Genomic DNA, 15,257 nt, shown 5'->3' with positions numbered 1-15,257 from the left:
CTCCTCAGTGGCCCAGCAACATCACGCCGGCAATGACCAGCGCGGCGATAAAGAGAGTTTCCGCCACGATCATGAAGATCGCCTGTCCGCCGACATCGAGGATACGCTTCAGCGAGGTCTTCATGCCGACGGCGGCGATCGAGATCAGCAGCGCCCAGCGGGACAGATCCGACATCGCGTCGGAGATCTGGGACGGGATCAGCCCGAAGGAATTCAGTGTGGCAAAGAACAGGAAGCCGACCACAAAGACCGGCAGCAGCGGCGGGCGCTTGCCGGCGTCGGCGCCGTTGGCATGGCGGCGCACCAGGATCGAGATCACCAGCACCACCGGCGCCAGCATCGCGACCCGGATCAGCTTGACCAGGGTGGCGACCTCGCCAGTCTCGTTCGAGACCGAGAAGCCCGCGCCAACCACCTGGGCCACGTCGTGGATGGTCCCGCCCAGGAAGACGCCGGCCACCTCGTCAGAGAATTCGAAGGTCCGCGCCAGGATCGGATAGAGGATCATCGCCACGGTCGACAGCACGGTGACCGAGAGCACGGTGAAGATCAGATTGCGTTCGGAATGTTCGTTCTTGGGCAGCACGGCCGAGATCGCCATGGCGGCCGAGGCGCCGCAGATCGCCACCGAGCCGCCGGTCAGCACGCCAAAGCGCCAGCCCCGGCCCAGAAGCCGCGCGGCGGCGAGGCCGAAGAGGATGGTCAGCACCACCCCGGCGATTACCAGCCCGATCAGCTCTGCGCCCAGCCCCACCATCAGCTCGGCCGAGATCCGCACCCCCAGCAGCGCCACGCCGAAGCGCAGCACCGAGCGGGCGGTGAATTCGATGCCCGGCTTGCAGGGGCCGTCTTCGGCCAGGAAGTGAAAGGCAATGCCCAGCAGCAGCGCCATCAGCATCGCCGGCGCGCCATAGTGGTCCGAGAGGAATTGCGCCGCGGCAGCGATGACCGCCGCAACAAGAAAGCCGTGCAGCTTGGGTTGCACGATCTCGCGCAGGGCGAAAAGGGCGGAGCGGGGGGCAAGTGCCGTCTGCATGGCGATCCTCGTCAGGGAATGGGGTCTCCCGGCCCCTGAAGGCCGGGAGAGAGGGGGTTACTCGGCGGCCAGGCGCACCGGGGCGGCCATGTCGGCGCCATCGATCCCGGCGACCTGCACCGGTTTCTTCATCGCATCGCGGCGGAAGGGATCGCCCAGTTCCTGGTTGATCATCGCTTCGATCAGCGTGGTCACGCCGTTCTCCATCTGATCCTTGATCGCGGTGTTCAGCGCCTCGGTCAGCTCTTCCATGGTGCGCGCCACGACGCCCTTGAGCCCGCAGGCATTGGCGATGCCGGCATAGCTCACCTGGGTGTCGAGCTCGGTGCCGACGAAGTTGTCGTCGAACCAGAGCGTCGAGTTGCGCTTTTCCGCGCCCCACTGGTAGTTGCGGAACACGATCTGGGTGATCGGCGGCCATTCGCCCCGGCCGATGGCGGTCAGTTCGTTCACCGCGATGCCAAAGGCGCCGTCACCGGCAAAACCCACCACCGGGGTGTCCGGCTGGCCGATCTTGGCGCCGACAATCGCCGGCAGACCATAGCCACAGGGGCCGAAGAGACCGGGCGCCAGGTATTTGCGGCCCGCCTCGAAATCCGGGTAGGCGTTGCCGATGGCGCAGTTGTTGCCGATGTCGGACGAGATGATCGCCTCTTTCGGCAGCGCGGCCGAGATCGCCCGCCAAGCCATGCGGGGGGACATCCAGTCGGGCTTGGCTTCCCGCGCACGCTCGTTCCAGGTGGTGCCGGGATCGTCCTGCTCGTGGTCCATGGAGGAGAGCTGCTGCGCCCACCGCGACTTGGTTTCGGCGATGCGGTTCTTGCGCTCTTCGCGGCCGTCGTCGCCGGCGGCGTCGGAGAGCCGCGACAGGATTCCGTTGGCGACCTTGGCAGCGTCCCCGACAATGCCGACCGAGACCTTCTTGGTCAGGCCGATGCGGTCGGGGTTGATGTCGACCTGGATGATCTTGGCGTCCTTGGGCCAGTAATCCATGCCATAGCCCGGCAGGGTCGAGAACGGGTTGAGCCGCGTGCCGAGGCAGAGCACCACATCGGCCTGGGCGATCAGCTCCATGCCCGCCTTGGAACCGTTGTAGCCCAGCGGACCGGCAAACAGCGGATGCGGGCCCGGGAAGGCGTCATTGTGCTGATAGCCGACGCAGACCGGCGCGGTCAGACGTTCGGCCAGATCCTTCGACGCGGTGATACCGCCATTGGACAGGACGACGCCGGCACCGTTCAGGATCACCGGGTTCTTCGCGTTGGAGATCAGCTCCGCCGCCTTCTCGATCGAGGTCTCGCCGCCCGGCGAGGCTTCGAACTCGATCGGGTCGGGCAGGTCGATGTCGATCACCTGGGTCCACATGTCGCGCGGAATGTTGAGCTGCGCCGGGCCCGAGAGCCGCTTGGCCTGGGCGATCACCCGGGTCAGCACCTCGGCGACGCGCGACGGGTCACGCACCTCTTCCTGATAGGCGACCATATCCTCGAACAGTTTCATCTGTTCGACTTCCTGGAAGCCGCCCTGGCCGATGGTCTTGTTGGCCGCCTGCGGCGTCACCAGCAGCAGCGGGGTGTGGTTCCAATAGGCGGTTTTCACGGCGGTGACGAAGTTGGTGATGCCCGGCCCGTTCTGGGCGATCATCATCGACATTTCGCCGGTGGCGCGGGTGTAGCCATCGGCCATCATGCCGGCGCTGCCTTCATGCGCGCAGTCCCAGAAGGTGATCTTGGCCTTGGGGAAGAGATCCGAGATCGGCATCATGGCCGAGCCGATGATGCCAAAGGCGTGGCGGATGCCGTGGCGTTGCAGAACCTTGACGAAGGCTTCTTCGGTGGTCATTTTCATGGGAATTCTCCTTTTGAACCGGGGGCGTTAGATGATTTCGTCCTTGAGGTAGTACCAGCCGTAGGCCATGCGCTGGCCCAACCTGCGGAACGGTGTGAGCAGCCCGTGCGAGGGCAGCGGCGAATTGAAGATCGGCAGAACGGGGGTCTTTTCGCCGGCGATCTGCTGCGCCATGCGGCGGCCGGCTTGGGCGGAATACATCACCCCGTTGCCGCCATAGCCCATGGCATAGAAAATCCGCGACTCCCGATCCGGCTGGCAGATCCGGGGCATCATGTCGTGGCTGACATCGACCCAGCCCCACCAGGAATAATCCAGGCCGATGCCTTCGAGCGCCGGGAACTTGCGTGCCAGCCCGCGCCGCAGCAGCGCCAGATGCTTGTCGTTCTCGGCATCGCGCCCGGTGACGGCGCTGCGCGAGCCGATCTGCATCCGGTTGTCGGGCAGCAGACGGTAGTAGTGGCGCAGGGTCCGCGTGTCGGTCAGCGGCGAGGTCACCTGTATGCCGCAGGCCTCGAGCTCGGAAGGCGTCAGCACCCGCGTCACCATCGAGTTCGACAGGATCGGCATCAGCCGATGCTTGGTGCGCTTGTGCAGGCCGACCGGAGTATAGCCGGCCGTGGCGACGGCGACGGTCCTGGTCTTGACCGTGCCACCCGGCGTGCGCAGGTAGTGCCAGCCGCCCTGCTCCCGCCAGCCCATCACCGGGCTCGCAGTGTGGATGCGCGCGCCCAGACGCCGGGCCATGCGGACATAGCCAAAGGCCAGCTTGGCGGCGTGGATGCAGGTGCCATCCGGCTCCCAGAGCGCGCCGGCGGCTTCCTGATCCTTGACATGTTCCGCGTGCAGTTCCTCGCGCGAGAGGATTTTCGCGCCGTAGCCGAAGGTCTGGTTCAGCACCTCGCATTCGCGGCGAAGCCCGGCCATCACCTTGTCGCGGTGGGCAATGTAGTAATGGCCGCCGGGCTGCGGATCGCAATCGATCTCCTCGCTGGCGATCAGGTCCTCGAAAAGCCGGAAGGCCTCAGTCACCTCGTCGTGCATGGCGCGCGCCACATCGACGCCCCAGCGCTTGATCCACTGCGACCGCTTGAGCCGGCCCGAGGAGATCTGCGCCTGACCGCCATTGCGGGTGGAGCAGCCCCAGGCCACCGAATTGGCCTCGAGCACCAGGGGTTGCAAGCCGTGATCCTTGGCCAGGTGGATCGCGGTCGACAGGCCGGTATAGCCCGAGCCGATCACCACGACATCAGCCTCGCAATCGGCGGTGATCGGGCCGTCGTCCTCTGGCGCCGGGCCGGCGGTGCCGACCCAGTAGGTCGGCGCGAAGTCCCGGTTGTGGCCCGGCCCCGCGTCGACAATGGGATCATACTTCGGATCGTAGCTGGCCTTGGGCCAGCAGAGAGGGATCGAACCGTCGGGCATCTGGAACAACCTCCTGAGAGTGAGCGGGGAAAGCTGGGATCAGGCCTTGAAGGCCGGGCGGGATTTGCGAAGCGCCTGTTTCACGACGATCTTGCCGTCGCGCAGGGTGAAGAGATCGGCGCCCTCGGCCTCGATCCGCATGCCGTTCGCGTCGGTGCCCGAGAAGGTCCATTCCGACACCGCACGATCGCCGTGCACGAAATGCGAATGGTGATCCCAATGCGCATCGGTCATGCCGGCCCAGACCCCGGAGAACGCCTTGGCAATGGCCTCGGCCCCGTCCACCCTGGCGCCGAATTTCTCGTCGCCGCCAACGGTGTAGAACACGCAATCCTCGGCGAAATGGGTCATCACGCCATCGATGTCGTGACGGTTGAAGGCGTCGAAGGTGGCGGCCAGATCATCGGCGGTCAGGGTTTTCTCAAGCGTGGTAGTCATGTCATGTCCTTTCATTTGGCGGGTGTGTCGGCGTCATCCCGATAGGGGATGATCAGCGTGGGAATGTCGGATCGGCGCAGCACCCGCTTGGCGACGGTGCCGAGGAAGCTGTGCGACAGCCCGTGGTCATGGGTGCCCATGACGATCAGGTCGCAGCCAAGCTCGCGGGCGCGGCGCAAGATCACCTCGGCCGGATAGCCATCGGTCACCTCGACGCTGGTCACCTGATCGCGGACCTTGCGGTCTTTGTCCTCCAGCGCCGCCCAGAAGCGCGCCTGGCGCTCGGCCAGCAGCTTGCGCACCATTTCATGCCGCGCCCGGGTGGCGGATGTCCGGCTGTCCTCGTTCACAACGAAAAGCTCGAAGGTGATGCGGGCGTCTTCCGAGACCGGCTCGTTGACGTGCAGTACGTGGATCTTTGCCCCGGTGGCCTGCGCCAGGCTGGCGGTGTGGCGCAGCGCATAGGTCGAATTGCGCGACAGGTTGGTGGCAAAGAGGATGTGGGTAACGCTTGGTGTCATGTCCCCTGCCCCGCTCAGTAGCCCAGGAGCCGCGGCAGCCACAGGGACAGCTCTGGCACGAAGGCGATGATGAAGATGGTGATCGTGTTGATCGCGGCGAAGGGCAGCGCCCGGAGCGAGATTTCCTCGATCGAGATGTTCGAGATGCCCGAGGCGATGAAGAGGTTTTCGCCCAGCGGCGGGGTCTGGAAGCCGATGCCGAGCGCGCAGACCATGACCACGCCGAAGTGGATCGGGTCGATGCCGACGCTGTAGGCCACCGGCAGCATCACCGGCACCAGGATCAGGATCGTGGCCAGCGTCTCCATGAACATGCCGACGAAGAGAAGGAAGAAGATGATCAGCGCCCAGATGACATAGATGTTCGAGGTGAGATCGAGCATCGACTCGGCGATCATCGCAGGGATCTGGTTTTCCACCAGCAGCCGGCCAAAGACGGTGGCGGTGAAGAGGATCAGCAGCACCCGACCGGTGAGCCAGGTGGTGGCTTCCAGTGACTGGAACAGGGATTTCCAGGTCAGCTCGCGATAGATCACGACGCCGACAAAGAGCGTATAGGCGATGGCGACGATGGCGGCCTCGGTCGGGGTGAAAAAGCCGGTGTAGATGCCGCCCAGGATCACCAGCGGCGCCATCAGCGACCAGAAGCCCTTGTAAAGCTGGGTGGTGATGGTCTGCATCGACCAGCCTTCGGCATTGCCGGAATAGCCACGCTTGCGGGCCAGCAGGAAGTTCATCAAGAGCAGCGACGAGGCGATCAGGAAGGCCGGCACGAAACCCGCGATGAAGAGCTTGGAGATCGACACCGACTGAAAGGTGCCATGTTCGGCCACGGCCTCGGGCGGCGGCACCATGCCAAGGGCGGCGATGCCGAAGATCACCATCGGGATCGACGGCGGAATGACGATGCCAAGGCCCCCGGACGAGGCGGTGACAGCGGATGCATAGCCCTTGTCATAGCCGCGACGGATCATCGCCGGGATCATCAGCATGCCCACGGCGGCGGTGGTTGCCGGGCCCGAGCCCGAGATCGCGCCAAAGAACAGGCAGGCCATGACGGTGGCGGCGGAAATGCCGCCGGTGAACGGCCCGGCAAAGCTCTCGGCGACATTGATCAGCCGCTTCGAGATGCCGGCGGCCTCCATCAGCGCGCCGGCCAGAATGAAGGCGGGCAGCGCCATCAGCGGGAACGACCCGACCGAAGTAAAGGCGATCTGCACGAATTTGATCGGGTTGTCGCCCAGCACGACGAAGGAGACCAGCGACGAGACGCCAAGCGCCACGGTGATTGGCGCGCCGATGATCAGAAGCAGCAGGAACGAGCCGAACAGCAGGGTGGTGATTTCGGTTTCCATCGCTCAGGCCTCCTGCACGCGGGTTGCGGGGGTTTCGGCCTGGATGGCGTCGAGGTCGATCTGGTCGGGGTCGGACACGTCGTCACCGCGCACCAGCTTGATGTAATTCACCTGAAGGATGCGGATCGTCATCAGGGTGAAGGCCACGGGCAGCACCACATAGACCCATTTCATCTCGATCCCGAGGGTCTGGCTTTTCCAGAACTTGTTCATCTTGTTGAAGACAAAGTCGTAGGACAGCCAGATGAAGGTGACATTGAAGGCCACCCAGAACAGATCGGCAAAGGCCTCGATCCATTTCACGTGGCGGCGCGGCAGGAATCGGAACTGAAACGTGACGCGGTTGTGTGCGCCCTTCAGCGCCGCGTAACTGGCACCGAAGAACACGAACCAGACGAACATGTAGACGCTGAGTTCCTCGATCCACGAGAAGGAATAGCCAAACACCTCGCGCGCCACGATCTGAACGAAGAGCAGCAGCACGAAGCCGCTGAGCAGCGTGCGGCAGATGAGGCTTTCGAGATTGTTGAAGATGCGGGCCAGCATGGGGCACTCCTGTCCTGTTCGGGGAAGCGCGGGTCTGCGCTTCCCCGTCCGGTCGGCCGGTTTGGGGAGGGGAACCGGGTTAGTTGGTGGCGACCGGATCGCGGCCGATGGCGGCCAGCGCCTCGTTCAGCTTTTCGACACCGCCGATCGAATCATAGAACTGCGGCCAGACTTCGCTGGTGGCGAGATCGATGAATTCCTGCTCGCCGTCCGCGGGGTCGGAGATCTGCATGCCGCGCTCGACCAGCACGTTCTTGATCTGCTCTTCCTGCTCGCGCAGATACTGGGCCGAAAATTCGGTGGCCGCCTGCCCCGCGTCCAGAACGGCCTGTTGTTCCTCTTCCGACAAGCCCTGGAACACCGCTTCCGACACGATCAGCGGCTCGATCGAGAACAGGTAGCGCAGATTGGTGACGTGGCTCTGAACCTCGTCGAATTTCATTGAGTAAACAGTGATATAGGGGTTGTCCTGACCGTCCACCACGCCAGTTTGCAGGCCGGCGAACGTCTCGGACCAGGCCATCGGCGTCGGGTTCACACCCCAGGCCTTGTAGGTGGCGATCATGATCTCGTTTTTCGGCACGCGCACCACCAGGTCCTGAAGATCGGCGACGGTGGTCACGGGTTTCTTCGAGTTGGTAAGGACGCGAAAGCCGGAATAGGCCCAGCCGAGGATGCGCACGCCACTGTCACGCAGGGTGTTTTCCACCAGCTCCTGGCCGATCGGGCCCTGGGTCAGGGTTTCGGCATCCTCGAGGCTCAGCATCATGTAGGGCAGGGTCAGCACGCCGACGCTGGGCGAAAACGGCGTGACGTTGTTGATCGCGAGGATCGAGAAATCCAGCAGGCCCATGGCGGCGTCATTGACGGTGTCTTGCTCGGAGCCAAGCTGGCCGTTGAGAAACAGCGTGCCGGTATGAGCGCCGCCGGTATTTTCCACGAGCGCGGCGACGAAGGCCTTGCCAAGCGCTTCCTGGGTGCCGCCGGCGCCATCGCCGACCGCGATCTTGAAATTCTTGGCCGAGGCCGGAGCCGCCGCGATCAGCGCCGCCAGCGAGACCGCCGTGCCGAAACGCGCCAGTTTTCCAATGAAAGTCATGCCATCCTCCCGAGGCAGTTAAAATTTCCCGCCTCGGGGTTCGTTATCCCAAAGCACGATGGGGCCGGTATAGGGCGTTTCAATGCGTGCAAAAATGTGCCAGATTGAAAGTATGGTTTCATAAATCGGAAACATTGCCATGGCCCGACAGATGCTCATCCCGCAGATCGGCAATGCCGACCTGAAACTGTTGCGGATTTTCAAGACGGTGGCGGAATGCGGCGGCATCTCGGCCGCCGAATCCGAGCTAAACACCGGCCGCTCGACGATTTCGAAACACCTGTCCGACCTGGAAACACGACTTGGCTTTCGACTGTGCAACCGAGGGCCCGCCGGGTTTTTCTTGACCGACGAAGGCGCGCAGGTTCTGACGGCCACCGATGCGCTTCTGGAATCGGTGCGCGACTTTCGCACCCGGATGAACGAGGTGCGGCAAAAACTGGTCGGCACACTGCGCATCGCCGCCTTCGATCAGAGCATTTCCAACCCCGAGGCGCGGCTGAGCCATGCGCTGCGGCTGTTTTCGGACCGTGCGCCGGATGTCGATCTCGACCTGTCGATGTTGCCGCCCAACATTATCGAGGCACGGCTTCAGGAGGGACAGCTCGATATCGGCATCATCGCCCGTCACCGCCCCCTGCCCGGCCTCGATTACATGCCGGTGCATGGCGAGGACATGTACCTCTATTGCGGCCGCGGTCACCCGTTCTTTGACGCACCCGAGGCGCTCGATCTGGAAACGGTGCGTGGCGCGCGATATGCCGGTATCTCGTTCAACTCGCCCAACCTCCAGGTCGGGCAATCACTGAACATGCGGTCCCGGGCCGTGGTGCAGAACGAGATGATGCTGGCGATGCTTGTGCTGTCGGGCCAATACGTCGGCTTCATCCCGGCCCATATGGCCGAGCAATTCGAGCAGCAGGACAAGATGCGCCGGGTGCTGCCAGACCAGATTCACTATCGCACCTCCTTTGCCGCCGCCACCCGCCGCGCACCCGAGCCGAACCGGCTGACCCGGGTGTTCCTCGATGTGCTGCGCGAAACCTATCCCGCCGGATCCCCTGCCCCGCAAAGCAGAACGCCCGCCGATGTGGGCGGGCGTTGCGGGTAACCCATGGGTTACGGTCGCTGTGGTAACCCGCGGGTTACCGGTTCAGCGCGGCCTCGAAAGCCTCGATCGCATGTTGCAGCCGCTTGCGATCGACCGACGAGAAATCGACCTCTGACAGGATGCGGCATTCGCCCTTGCGGGCGGTCACCTTGGTGCTGCCGACGTGAAATTCGTACTTCACGCTTTTCTCCGCCTGCGGCTTGCGCGGCGTCTGGGCGGTGCCATCGGCAAAGCGGCGCAGGATGGCGGTCTGCTCTTCAGCGGTCTCCGCCTCTGCCAGATCCGCACGCAGGGCCGGCGCCAGATCGGGCGCCCCCTGCAACCGCCGCGCCACCTCGACCCCCAGATTGCGCGCCACCGCCTTGGGGAATTTCAGCGCCGTGTCCAGCTCGTCCAGCAGAAAGACGAAGCTGCGGATATAGCTGCGCTTCATCTTGTGCAGCGAAGCATAGATCCGGCTGACCAGATCGGCGGCCGCCTGCCCCTCCTCGCGCGCCGCGATGATCGCCACCTGCGCCATCTCGGCAAAGGTCAGGTCTTCGCGAATGACGTTTTCCTCGACCATGTCGATATAGAGATCGATGCGGTTCACCGCGCCGTCATCGACCCGCGCCACCGCATGGGCAAAGCGGTCGTCGGCGGTTTCCTTGTAAAGCTGTCGCAGCGCGGTCAGCCGTCGCCAGCCTTTCTTGAGCTGATAGCCGCCGGCGACGGCAAAGACCTCGATCGGCTCCTTCTGGCCGCGTTCGCGGATCGAGGTCTTGAGTTCCTCCATCTCGTCCGAGGCAGCCACCGCGTCGAGATCGAGCCTGTCGCGCGGCAGGGCGTCGGTCTGGATATCACCGAGCGCGATCTCGACAAGCACCCGGCCCTCGCCCTGCGCCCGGCGCCATTCCTTGGCGTCGGACGCATTCTGCCGGCGCTGCTCGACCAGGCTCTCGGTGCTTTCGGCCAGCGATCCGGCCGCTTCGCGCACTGCGGCCCCCATCGGGCCAACCTCGCGTTTGCGCTTGGGGGTGTCCGGCGTCTCGATCGGGCCGAAACCGAATTTGTTCTTGCTCATGCCTCAACCTCCTCTTTTGCCTCGCGCCGCTCCCAGGCGCGCAACACCACCTCCTTGAACTCGTCATAGGTGGCATCGAACGACTGGCGCGCGCGCTTCCATGTCTCGCGCGTCATCTGGCGATAATCCTGTTCGTAGACCGACATCTGAAAGCGCCCCGATTGCTCGACCGCGCGGGTCATCTCGATGGCGTTGTTGCAGACGTCGGCGCCAAAGACATTGCGGAACGCCTCCATCATCGCGACATGCAACGGGTTCGACGCCTCGAAACGGGTCATCAGCAGCCGGATGTCATCGAACTGCTTGGGCAGAGTGATACCGGCGTCCTGGGCGATCCTGGCATACCCCTCCGAAATATCCTCGAGCGCATCGCCGAGCTGGCCCAGAAAGCTGGTGGTGCTGTCATATTCCCAATAGCCGGGGCCGGAGGGGATATAGAGGATATCGGCGGCAAAGGCGGCGTTCAGCGACTGATAGCCGATGGCGGGCGGGCAATCGAAGATGATCAGATCGAATTGGTCGTCCGGCAACTCGTCCAGATATCGCGCGACGCAGCCAAAGAAGCTCCAGGCCTTGTGCATCGAGCGATATTGCGCGCTGGCAAATTCGACAAAAGCGGCATTGGCGCAAGAGGGAATGATGTCGATGGTGGGCCAGGCGGTTTTCTGGATGAAATCCTGCACCCGTTGGGCGCCGATCGATTGCACATCCTCCGGCAGCTCGTCGGCGGTGGGGTAGGGGCAATCGGCGGGGTCGTCATAGGCGGCGGCAATGCGGTCGGCCTCGCGGCAGAGATCGCGGCACATGATGCCCCAGACGGTGTTCCATTCCTTGACCTCGACCAGCCCCATGGAATGGGTCAGGGTCGCCTGCGGATCGAAATCGACCACCAGCACGCGGTAGCCGTCGAGCGCGGCGGCATTGGCCAGGTGCTGCGCCACCACCGTCTTGCCGACACCGCCCTTGAAGTTCGACACCGCGACCCGCATCGCCCGGCCGCCGGGGCGTTTGGGCAGCAGGGTCTTGCCGCGAAACCGGATGCGGCGGCGCAGCTCGTTGATCTCGGCCAGCGAGAACCAGCGCTGCCGGCCGTCCTCTTCGGTGGCGCCCTGCGGCAGCGACGGGTCGTCGGCCAGCTTCTTGCGCAAGGTATCGGCAGGCACGTTGAACATGAACTGGCTGATTTCCCAGATCGAGAACGGACGCAGGATTTTCTCTTCGCCCGGAGAGAAGGTCGCCTTGCGGACCGCCGCCTGTTGCGCAAGGCTTCGTTCGTTCATCGATTGCAGGTTGGAATGATCTCGCATGACCTCACTCGCGTTTTATGCTATTGAAGCCTGAATAACCGGATTTTACCGAAGCGCAAAACGCAGAAATCCCGAAATCGCGATTTTTGCCGGAAGCGCCGGGAAAAACGGGAAATTTGTGGAGAACCTGCAACGAATTGGGTGACACCGTGATGCCAATCGCAGGATATAGGGTGACAGACAGTGGGCAATAGGGTGACAACTGAGTGTCCCCCTATACCAATATACCTTCTATTTCTTTATTTTCAGGATTTCAGAGAGCGTTCCCGTATTTAACTCGTTGTTGACAAAAAACGGGATTAGTGAACACTCAACACCAGAACGGGAATCGGACAGAGAGACGATCCCGGAGGCAAAGAGTGGGCAGATATGGATGCAAAGCGGTATACCGGGCCACAGGCGGGGTCACAGAAGTACGATCTTCTGACTGCGCTGTCGGTGGCGGGGTTGAGCGGCTCTCCCGGGTTTCAGACCTCGATGCTGCGGTTGGTGGCGTTGGTGACGGCACGCTACAACTGGGGCCGCAACGAGCTAACCGTCGGGCAACGCGAAATGGCGCGGCTCTGGTCGGTCGACGAACGGACGGTGAAACGCGAGATCAAGCGGCTGACAGCGGCGTCGATCCTGCTTCAGCTTCGGCCGGGGGTGCGGGGCAGGGTGGCCGCCTACCGGCTCAACATCGCCGAGATCCACCGGCTGAGTGCGCCGGTCTGGGATCGGGTCGGCCCGGACTACGCCGACCGCATGGCGCAGCAGGCGCCGCCACCCGCAGCGCCCACGGTGACACAGGTCGATTTCGCGGCGGCCCAGCTGGCGGACCCACCGCAGCAGATCGATCCACCCGCCGGGCAGGGCGGTCCCTGGGCGCGAACGCTGGCGCGGCTGGCGCAGCTCGAACCGGCATTGCACCGAAGCTGGTTCGCCGCGCTTACACCCGGGGCCTGCGAGGCCGGCGTGCTGACGCTTCGGGCGCCGTCGCAGTTTCAGGCGCGGTATGTTCAGACCCATCATCAGCGGCTGCTCCTGGGCACCGCGCAGATGGAATTCCCCGATCTCAGGCGGATCGAGATCTGCGCCTGACACCGTGGGATGCCGCGCGTCAGGCCGGGGCCAGCACGAAAGCATAGAGCAGCGTCCAGAGGCTCAGCGCCAGCCCGAGGGTGATCACGAAGAGCCCGTTCCAGCGCAGGCCGACATGCAGCGGGCTGACACCGCCGAAGCTGCCGGTCAGGATGGTGGTGGCGGTAAAGGGCGAACAGATGCCGCCAATGGCCCAACCGGCGACAATCGCGGTGACCAGCGCCGCCGGGGTGACACCCAGGCTCGCGGCCTCGGGGATAAGCGGCGCAATCAGGGTGACCCCGAGGATCGGGTTCATTCCAAGCTGGCCCAGCAACGGAACGATCCACACCAGAGAGACCAGCAGCAGCCAGGGCGGCATCACCCCCAGGTCAAGCCCCAGCCCGGCCATGATCGGCGCCAGCAGCGGCGCGCCGAGCGTGCCGATATAGCCGGCCATCATCAGCAACACGATCTCTCCGCGATAGCCGGGGAGGTCGGTAAAGAGGAATTGCCGCGCCGGGGCGGCGATAGCGCCGCGATATTGCAACAGCGCCCAGACCAGCGAGATCAGCGGCACCACGAGAAGCACCACACCGACGATACGCACCTCGGTCAGCAGGTGCAGCCCGCCGACCGACACCCCGAGCAGCGCCAGCAGCACAAAGAGCGGCGTCAGCCGGCGGAACGAGCCCTCGATGGGGCGGGGTGGGGGGCGGACGGCCAGCCGCGGCTTCAGCAGCGTGTCCAGCGCCCAGCCGAGCCCGGCGAGGATCAGCGCCGAGACCATGCCGGGCAGGGCTGCATCGCGCCAGCTTGCGCCGGGGATCAGCACGGTGGTGATCGCCATGGAAAACGCCAGCGGCGACCAGGGCAGCGTCGAGACAAAGCCGCGCTGGATCGCCAGCAGCATGCGCCGCCTGCGGTGGCCCCGGATCACCGGGTCGCTGTCTGCCGCGGCCGCAGAGGTGGCCAGCCCGCCAAGCAGCGCGATCGCGCCATAGCTCAGCAGCAGTGCGAACATGTGGCCGCCGAGGCTCAGCGCCAGATAGCGCCGGCCCGGCGGCTGCGAGGCCAGGTAACGCCCGGCGTCGGCAATCGCCGGCGAGCTCTGGGCAATGCTGCGCAGGGTCGCCAGCGCGCAGAAGAAGGCGCCGATGAATCCGGCCGAGGCAAGGCCCCGGGCCAGCACCGCCGCCCAATCGTCCGAAACGGCACCGGTCCAGAGCGTCAGCCCCAGCCCGACCGCCACGAAGGCCAGCCGCGAGGCGCGGATGCGCGGTGCCAGCAGGACCACCACCGCGGCCGCCACCAGGGCACGCGGTGCTTCGGCTGCGGGCACCCGCCATTCGACCAGCCCGGTCAGCAGCACGAGCAGCGCCAGCAGGACGGCGGCGGCCCGGTCGAGGGGGGAGTTCGGTGTCATGCGGGCTCCGGGATTGGCTGCGCGGGCCGCGCCGCGTCGCCCAACTGTTACGAAGCCGCGCCGCCAAGGTCCAGAGAGCGCGGCGGGTTTTGGCCGGACCGCTCGCGCAGGGATGTGATCTCATGTGATCGGAACCAGGGCCTATACAAGTGGTTGAGCCCGAGACAAGGCGCGAAATTGCGCGCAGACTACGGACGAGAGGCACAGCTATGAACCGACGCGAACTTTTGAAAACCGGGATGGGGCTGGCGGCAATGTCGCTGCCCGGAGTGGCCAAGGCGCATGAAGCCGAGGTCAAGGATCATGAGTTGCCGGAGGCCATGTTGCCGCGTCTGGTGCGCATGGGTCCGGGATTTGCCCCCGGCGAGATTCACGTCAACCCGATCGAATTCGCGCTCTACTGGACGCTGCCCGGCGGCGACGCGATGCGCTACATCGTCGGCGTGGGCCGGCCCGGGCTCTACGAATCGGGCGAATTCTATGTCGGGGCCAAGAAGGAATGGCCGAGCTGGACGCCGACCCCCGGCATGATCGACCGTGAGCCGGAGAAATACGCCAAGTACAAAGACGGCATGCCCGGCGGGATCGACAATCCTCTGGGCGCCCGCGCGCTCTATCTGTTCACGCCGGAGCGCGGCGACACCTTTCTGCGCATCCATGGCACCAACGATCCCGACACGGGTTCTGCCTCAATCTGTGTGGCGCAACTATCCTGAGACTGGAAAATTCAGGAGGGGTAGTCGTGATTTCAAAGAAGCACTGGTCGCCCGGGAGCGATGTTTCGATTCAAAGCGTTGAGCGTAGTGATACCGGCGGGTGGCTTGTATCCGGCATTCTGACACCAAGAGGCATCTGCCCCGACTGTGGTTTGCATTCTCGACGACGTCATGGATGGCGGTATCGGCGGCTGCAGGATTTTCCCGCACATGGAGACGGGGTCACATTGGCACTCCAGGTTTGCCGCTGGCGATGCTTGGCTTCCGCTTGCCCTCGCCGGACGTTTTCAGACCATATTCCCTCGAT

The 15,257-nt window shown here is 64.3% G+C and carries 15 protein-coding genes; 4 read left to right on the top strand and 11 right to left on the bottom strand.

Features of this window, described 5'->3' with window-relative positions; genetic code table 11:
• Nucleotides 1–4: 4 nt before the first annotated feature.
• The 8 genes from BMW90_RS17965 to BMW90_RS17930 form a co-directional block, all read right to left on the bottom strand.
• Nucleotides 5–1,036, bottom strand: a complete 1,032-nt coding sequence (locus tag BMW90_RS17965; protein ID WP_053083424.1) for a YeiH family protein — start codon at nucleotides 1,034–1,036, stop codon at nucleotides 5–7.
• A gap of 57 nt (nucleotides 1,037–1,093) precedes the next feature.
• Complete coding sequence (gene xsc, locus BMW90_RS17960; RefSeq protein WP_074837752.1) at nucleotides 1,094–2,884, bottom strand: sulfoacetaldehyde acetyltransferase; 1,791 nt, start codon at nucleotides 2,882–2,884, stop codon at nucleotides 1,094–1,096.
• A gap of 27 nt (nucleotides 2,885–2,911) precedes the next feature.
• Nucleotides 2,912–4,309 carry an NAD(P)/FAD-dependent oxidoreductase gene (locus BMW90_RS17955; protein WP_074837751.1) on the bottom strand — a complete coding sequence of 466 codons (1,398 nt, stop codon included), beginning with the start codon at nucleotides 4,307–4,309 and terminating at the stop codon, nucleotides 2,912–2,914.
• A 39-nt stretch (nucleotides 4,310–4,348) separates the two neighbouring features.
• Complete coding sequence (locus tag BMW90_RS17950; protein WP_048535739.1) at nucleotides 4,349–4,747, bottom strand: nuclear transport factor 2 family protein; 399 nt, start codon at nucleotides 4,745–4,747, stop codon at nucleotides 4,349–4,351.
• Between the two features lie 11 nt (nucleotides 4,748–4,758).
• On the bottom strand, nucleotides 4,759–5,268 hold the full coding sequence (locus tag BMW90_RS17945; protein WP_074837750.1) for a universal stress protein: 510 nt from the start codon (nucleotides 5,266–5,268) through the stop codon (nucleotides 4,759–4,761).
• A gap of 14 nt (nucleotides 5,269–5,282) precedes the next feature.
• Complete coding sequence (locus tag BMW90_RS17940) at nucleotides 5,283–6,623, bottom strand: TRAP transporter large permease (RefSeq protein ID WP_048535736.1); 1,341 nt, start codon at nucleotides 6,621–6,623, stop codon at nucleotides 5,283–5,285.
• Between the two features lie 3 nt (nucleotides 6,624–6,626).
• Complete coding sequence (locus tag BMW90_RS17935; RefSeq protein WP_048535734.1) at nucleotides 6,627–7,169, bottom strand: TRAP transporter small permease; 543 nt, start codon at nucleotides 7,167–7,169, stop codon at nucleotides 6,627–6,629.
• Between the two features lie 79 nt (nucleotides 7,170–7,248).
• Complete coding sequence (locus BMW90_RS17930) at nucleotides 7,249–8,268, bottom strand: TRAP transporter substrate-binding protein (RefSeq protein ID WP_074837749.1); 1,020 nt, start codon at nucleotides 8,266–8,268, stop codon at nucleotides 7,249–7,251.
• A 139-nt stretch (nucleotides 8,269–8,407) separates the two neighbouring features.
• Here BMW90_RS17930 and BMW90_RS17925 point away from each other — a divergent pair, with 139 nt between their 5' ends.
• Complete coding sequence (locus BMW90_RS17925; protein WP_074837748.1) at nucleotides 8,408–9,379, top strand: LysR family transcriptional regulator; 972 nt, start codon at nucleotides 8,408–8,410, stop codon at nucleotides 9,377–9,379.
• A 34-nt stretch (nucleotides 9,380–9,413) separates the two neighbouring features.
• Here the strand turns inward: BMW90_RS17925 and BMW90_RS17920 are convergent, their stop codons facing one another.
• Nucleotides 9,414–10,442, bottom strand: coding sequence for a ParB/RepB/Spo0J family partition protein (locus BMW90_RS17920; RefSeq protein WP_074837747.1), 1,029 nt, complete (start codon nucleotides 10,440–10,442; stop codon nucleotides 9,414–9,416).
• Nucleotides 10,439–11,749 carry an AAA family ATPase gene (locus BMW90_RS17915; RefSeq protein ID WP_139211457.1) on the bottom strand — a complete coding sequence of 437 codons (1,311 nt, stop codon included), beginning with the start codon at nucleotides 11,747–11,749 and terminating at the stop codon, nucleotides 10,439–10,441. Before BMW90_RS17915 ends, BMW90_RS17920 begins: the two co-directional genes overlap by 4 nt.
• Nucleotides 11,750–12,118: 369 nt before the next feature.
• Here BMW90_RS17915 and BMW90_RS17910 point away from each other — a divergent pair, with 369 nt between their 5' ends.
• The gene (locus BMW90_RS17910) at nucleotides 12,119–12,829 is read left to right on the top strand and encodes a DnaA N-terminal domain-containing protein (RefSeq protein ID WP_074837746.1); all 711 of its coding nucleotides are present in this window, start codon (nucleotides 12,119–12,121) and stop codon (nucleotides 12,827–12,829) included.
• 19 nt (nucleotides 12,830–12,848) lie between these two features.
• On the opposite strand, the gene BMW90_RS17905 is transcribed toward BMW90_RS17910, so the two are convergent.
• Complete coding sequence (locus BMW90_RS17905; protein WP_074837745.1) at nucleotides 12,849–14,234, bottom strand: hypothetical protein; 1,386 nt, start codon at nucleotides 14,232–14,234, stop codon at nucleotides 12,849–12,851.
• Nucleotides 14,235–14,443: 209 nt separating this feature from the next.
• On the opposite strand from BMW90_RS17905, the gene BMW90_RS17900 reads away from it, so the two are divergent.
• Both BMW90_RS17900 and BMW90_RS27290 read left to right on the top strand, forming a co-directional pair.
• Nucleotides 14,444–14,950, top strand: coding sequence for a L,D-transpeptidase (locus tag BMW90_RS17900; RefSeq protein WP_244526545.1), 507 nt, complete (start codon nucleotides 14,444–14,446; stop codon nucleotides 14,948–14,950).
• A 26-nt stretch (nucleotides 14,951–14,976) separates the two neighbouring features.
• Nucleotides 14,977–15,257 (top strand): transposase family protein (locus BMW90_RS27290; RefSeq protein WP_170850581.1); only part of this gene is annotated, 281 nt, incomplete at its 3' end.

The organism is Marinovum algicola (assembly GCF_900109145.1).
Lineage (GTDB): Bacteria > Pseudomonadota > Alphaproteobacteria > Rhodobacterales > Rhodobacteraceae > Marinovum > Marinovum algicola.
Note: the sequence above shows the minus strand (reverse complement) of the source record. Positions and strands in the feature narration are given on the sequence as shown.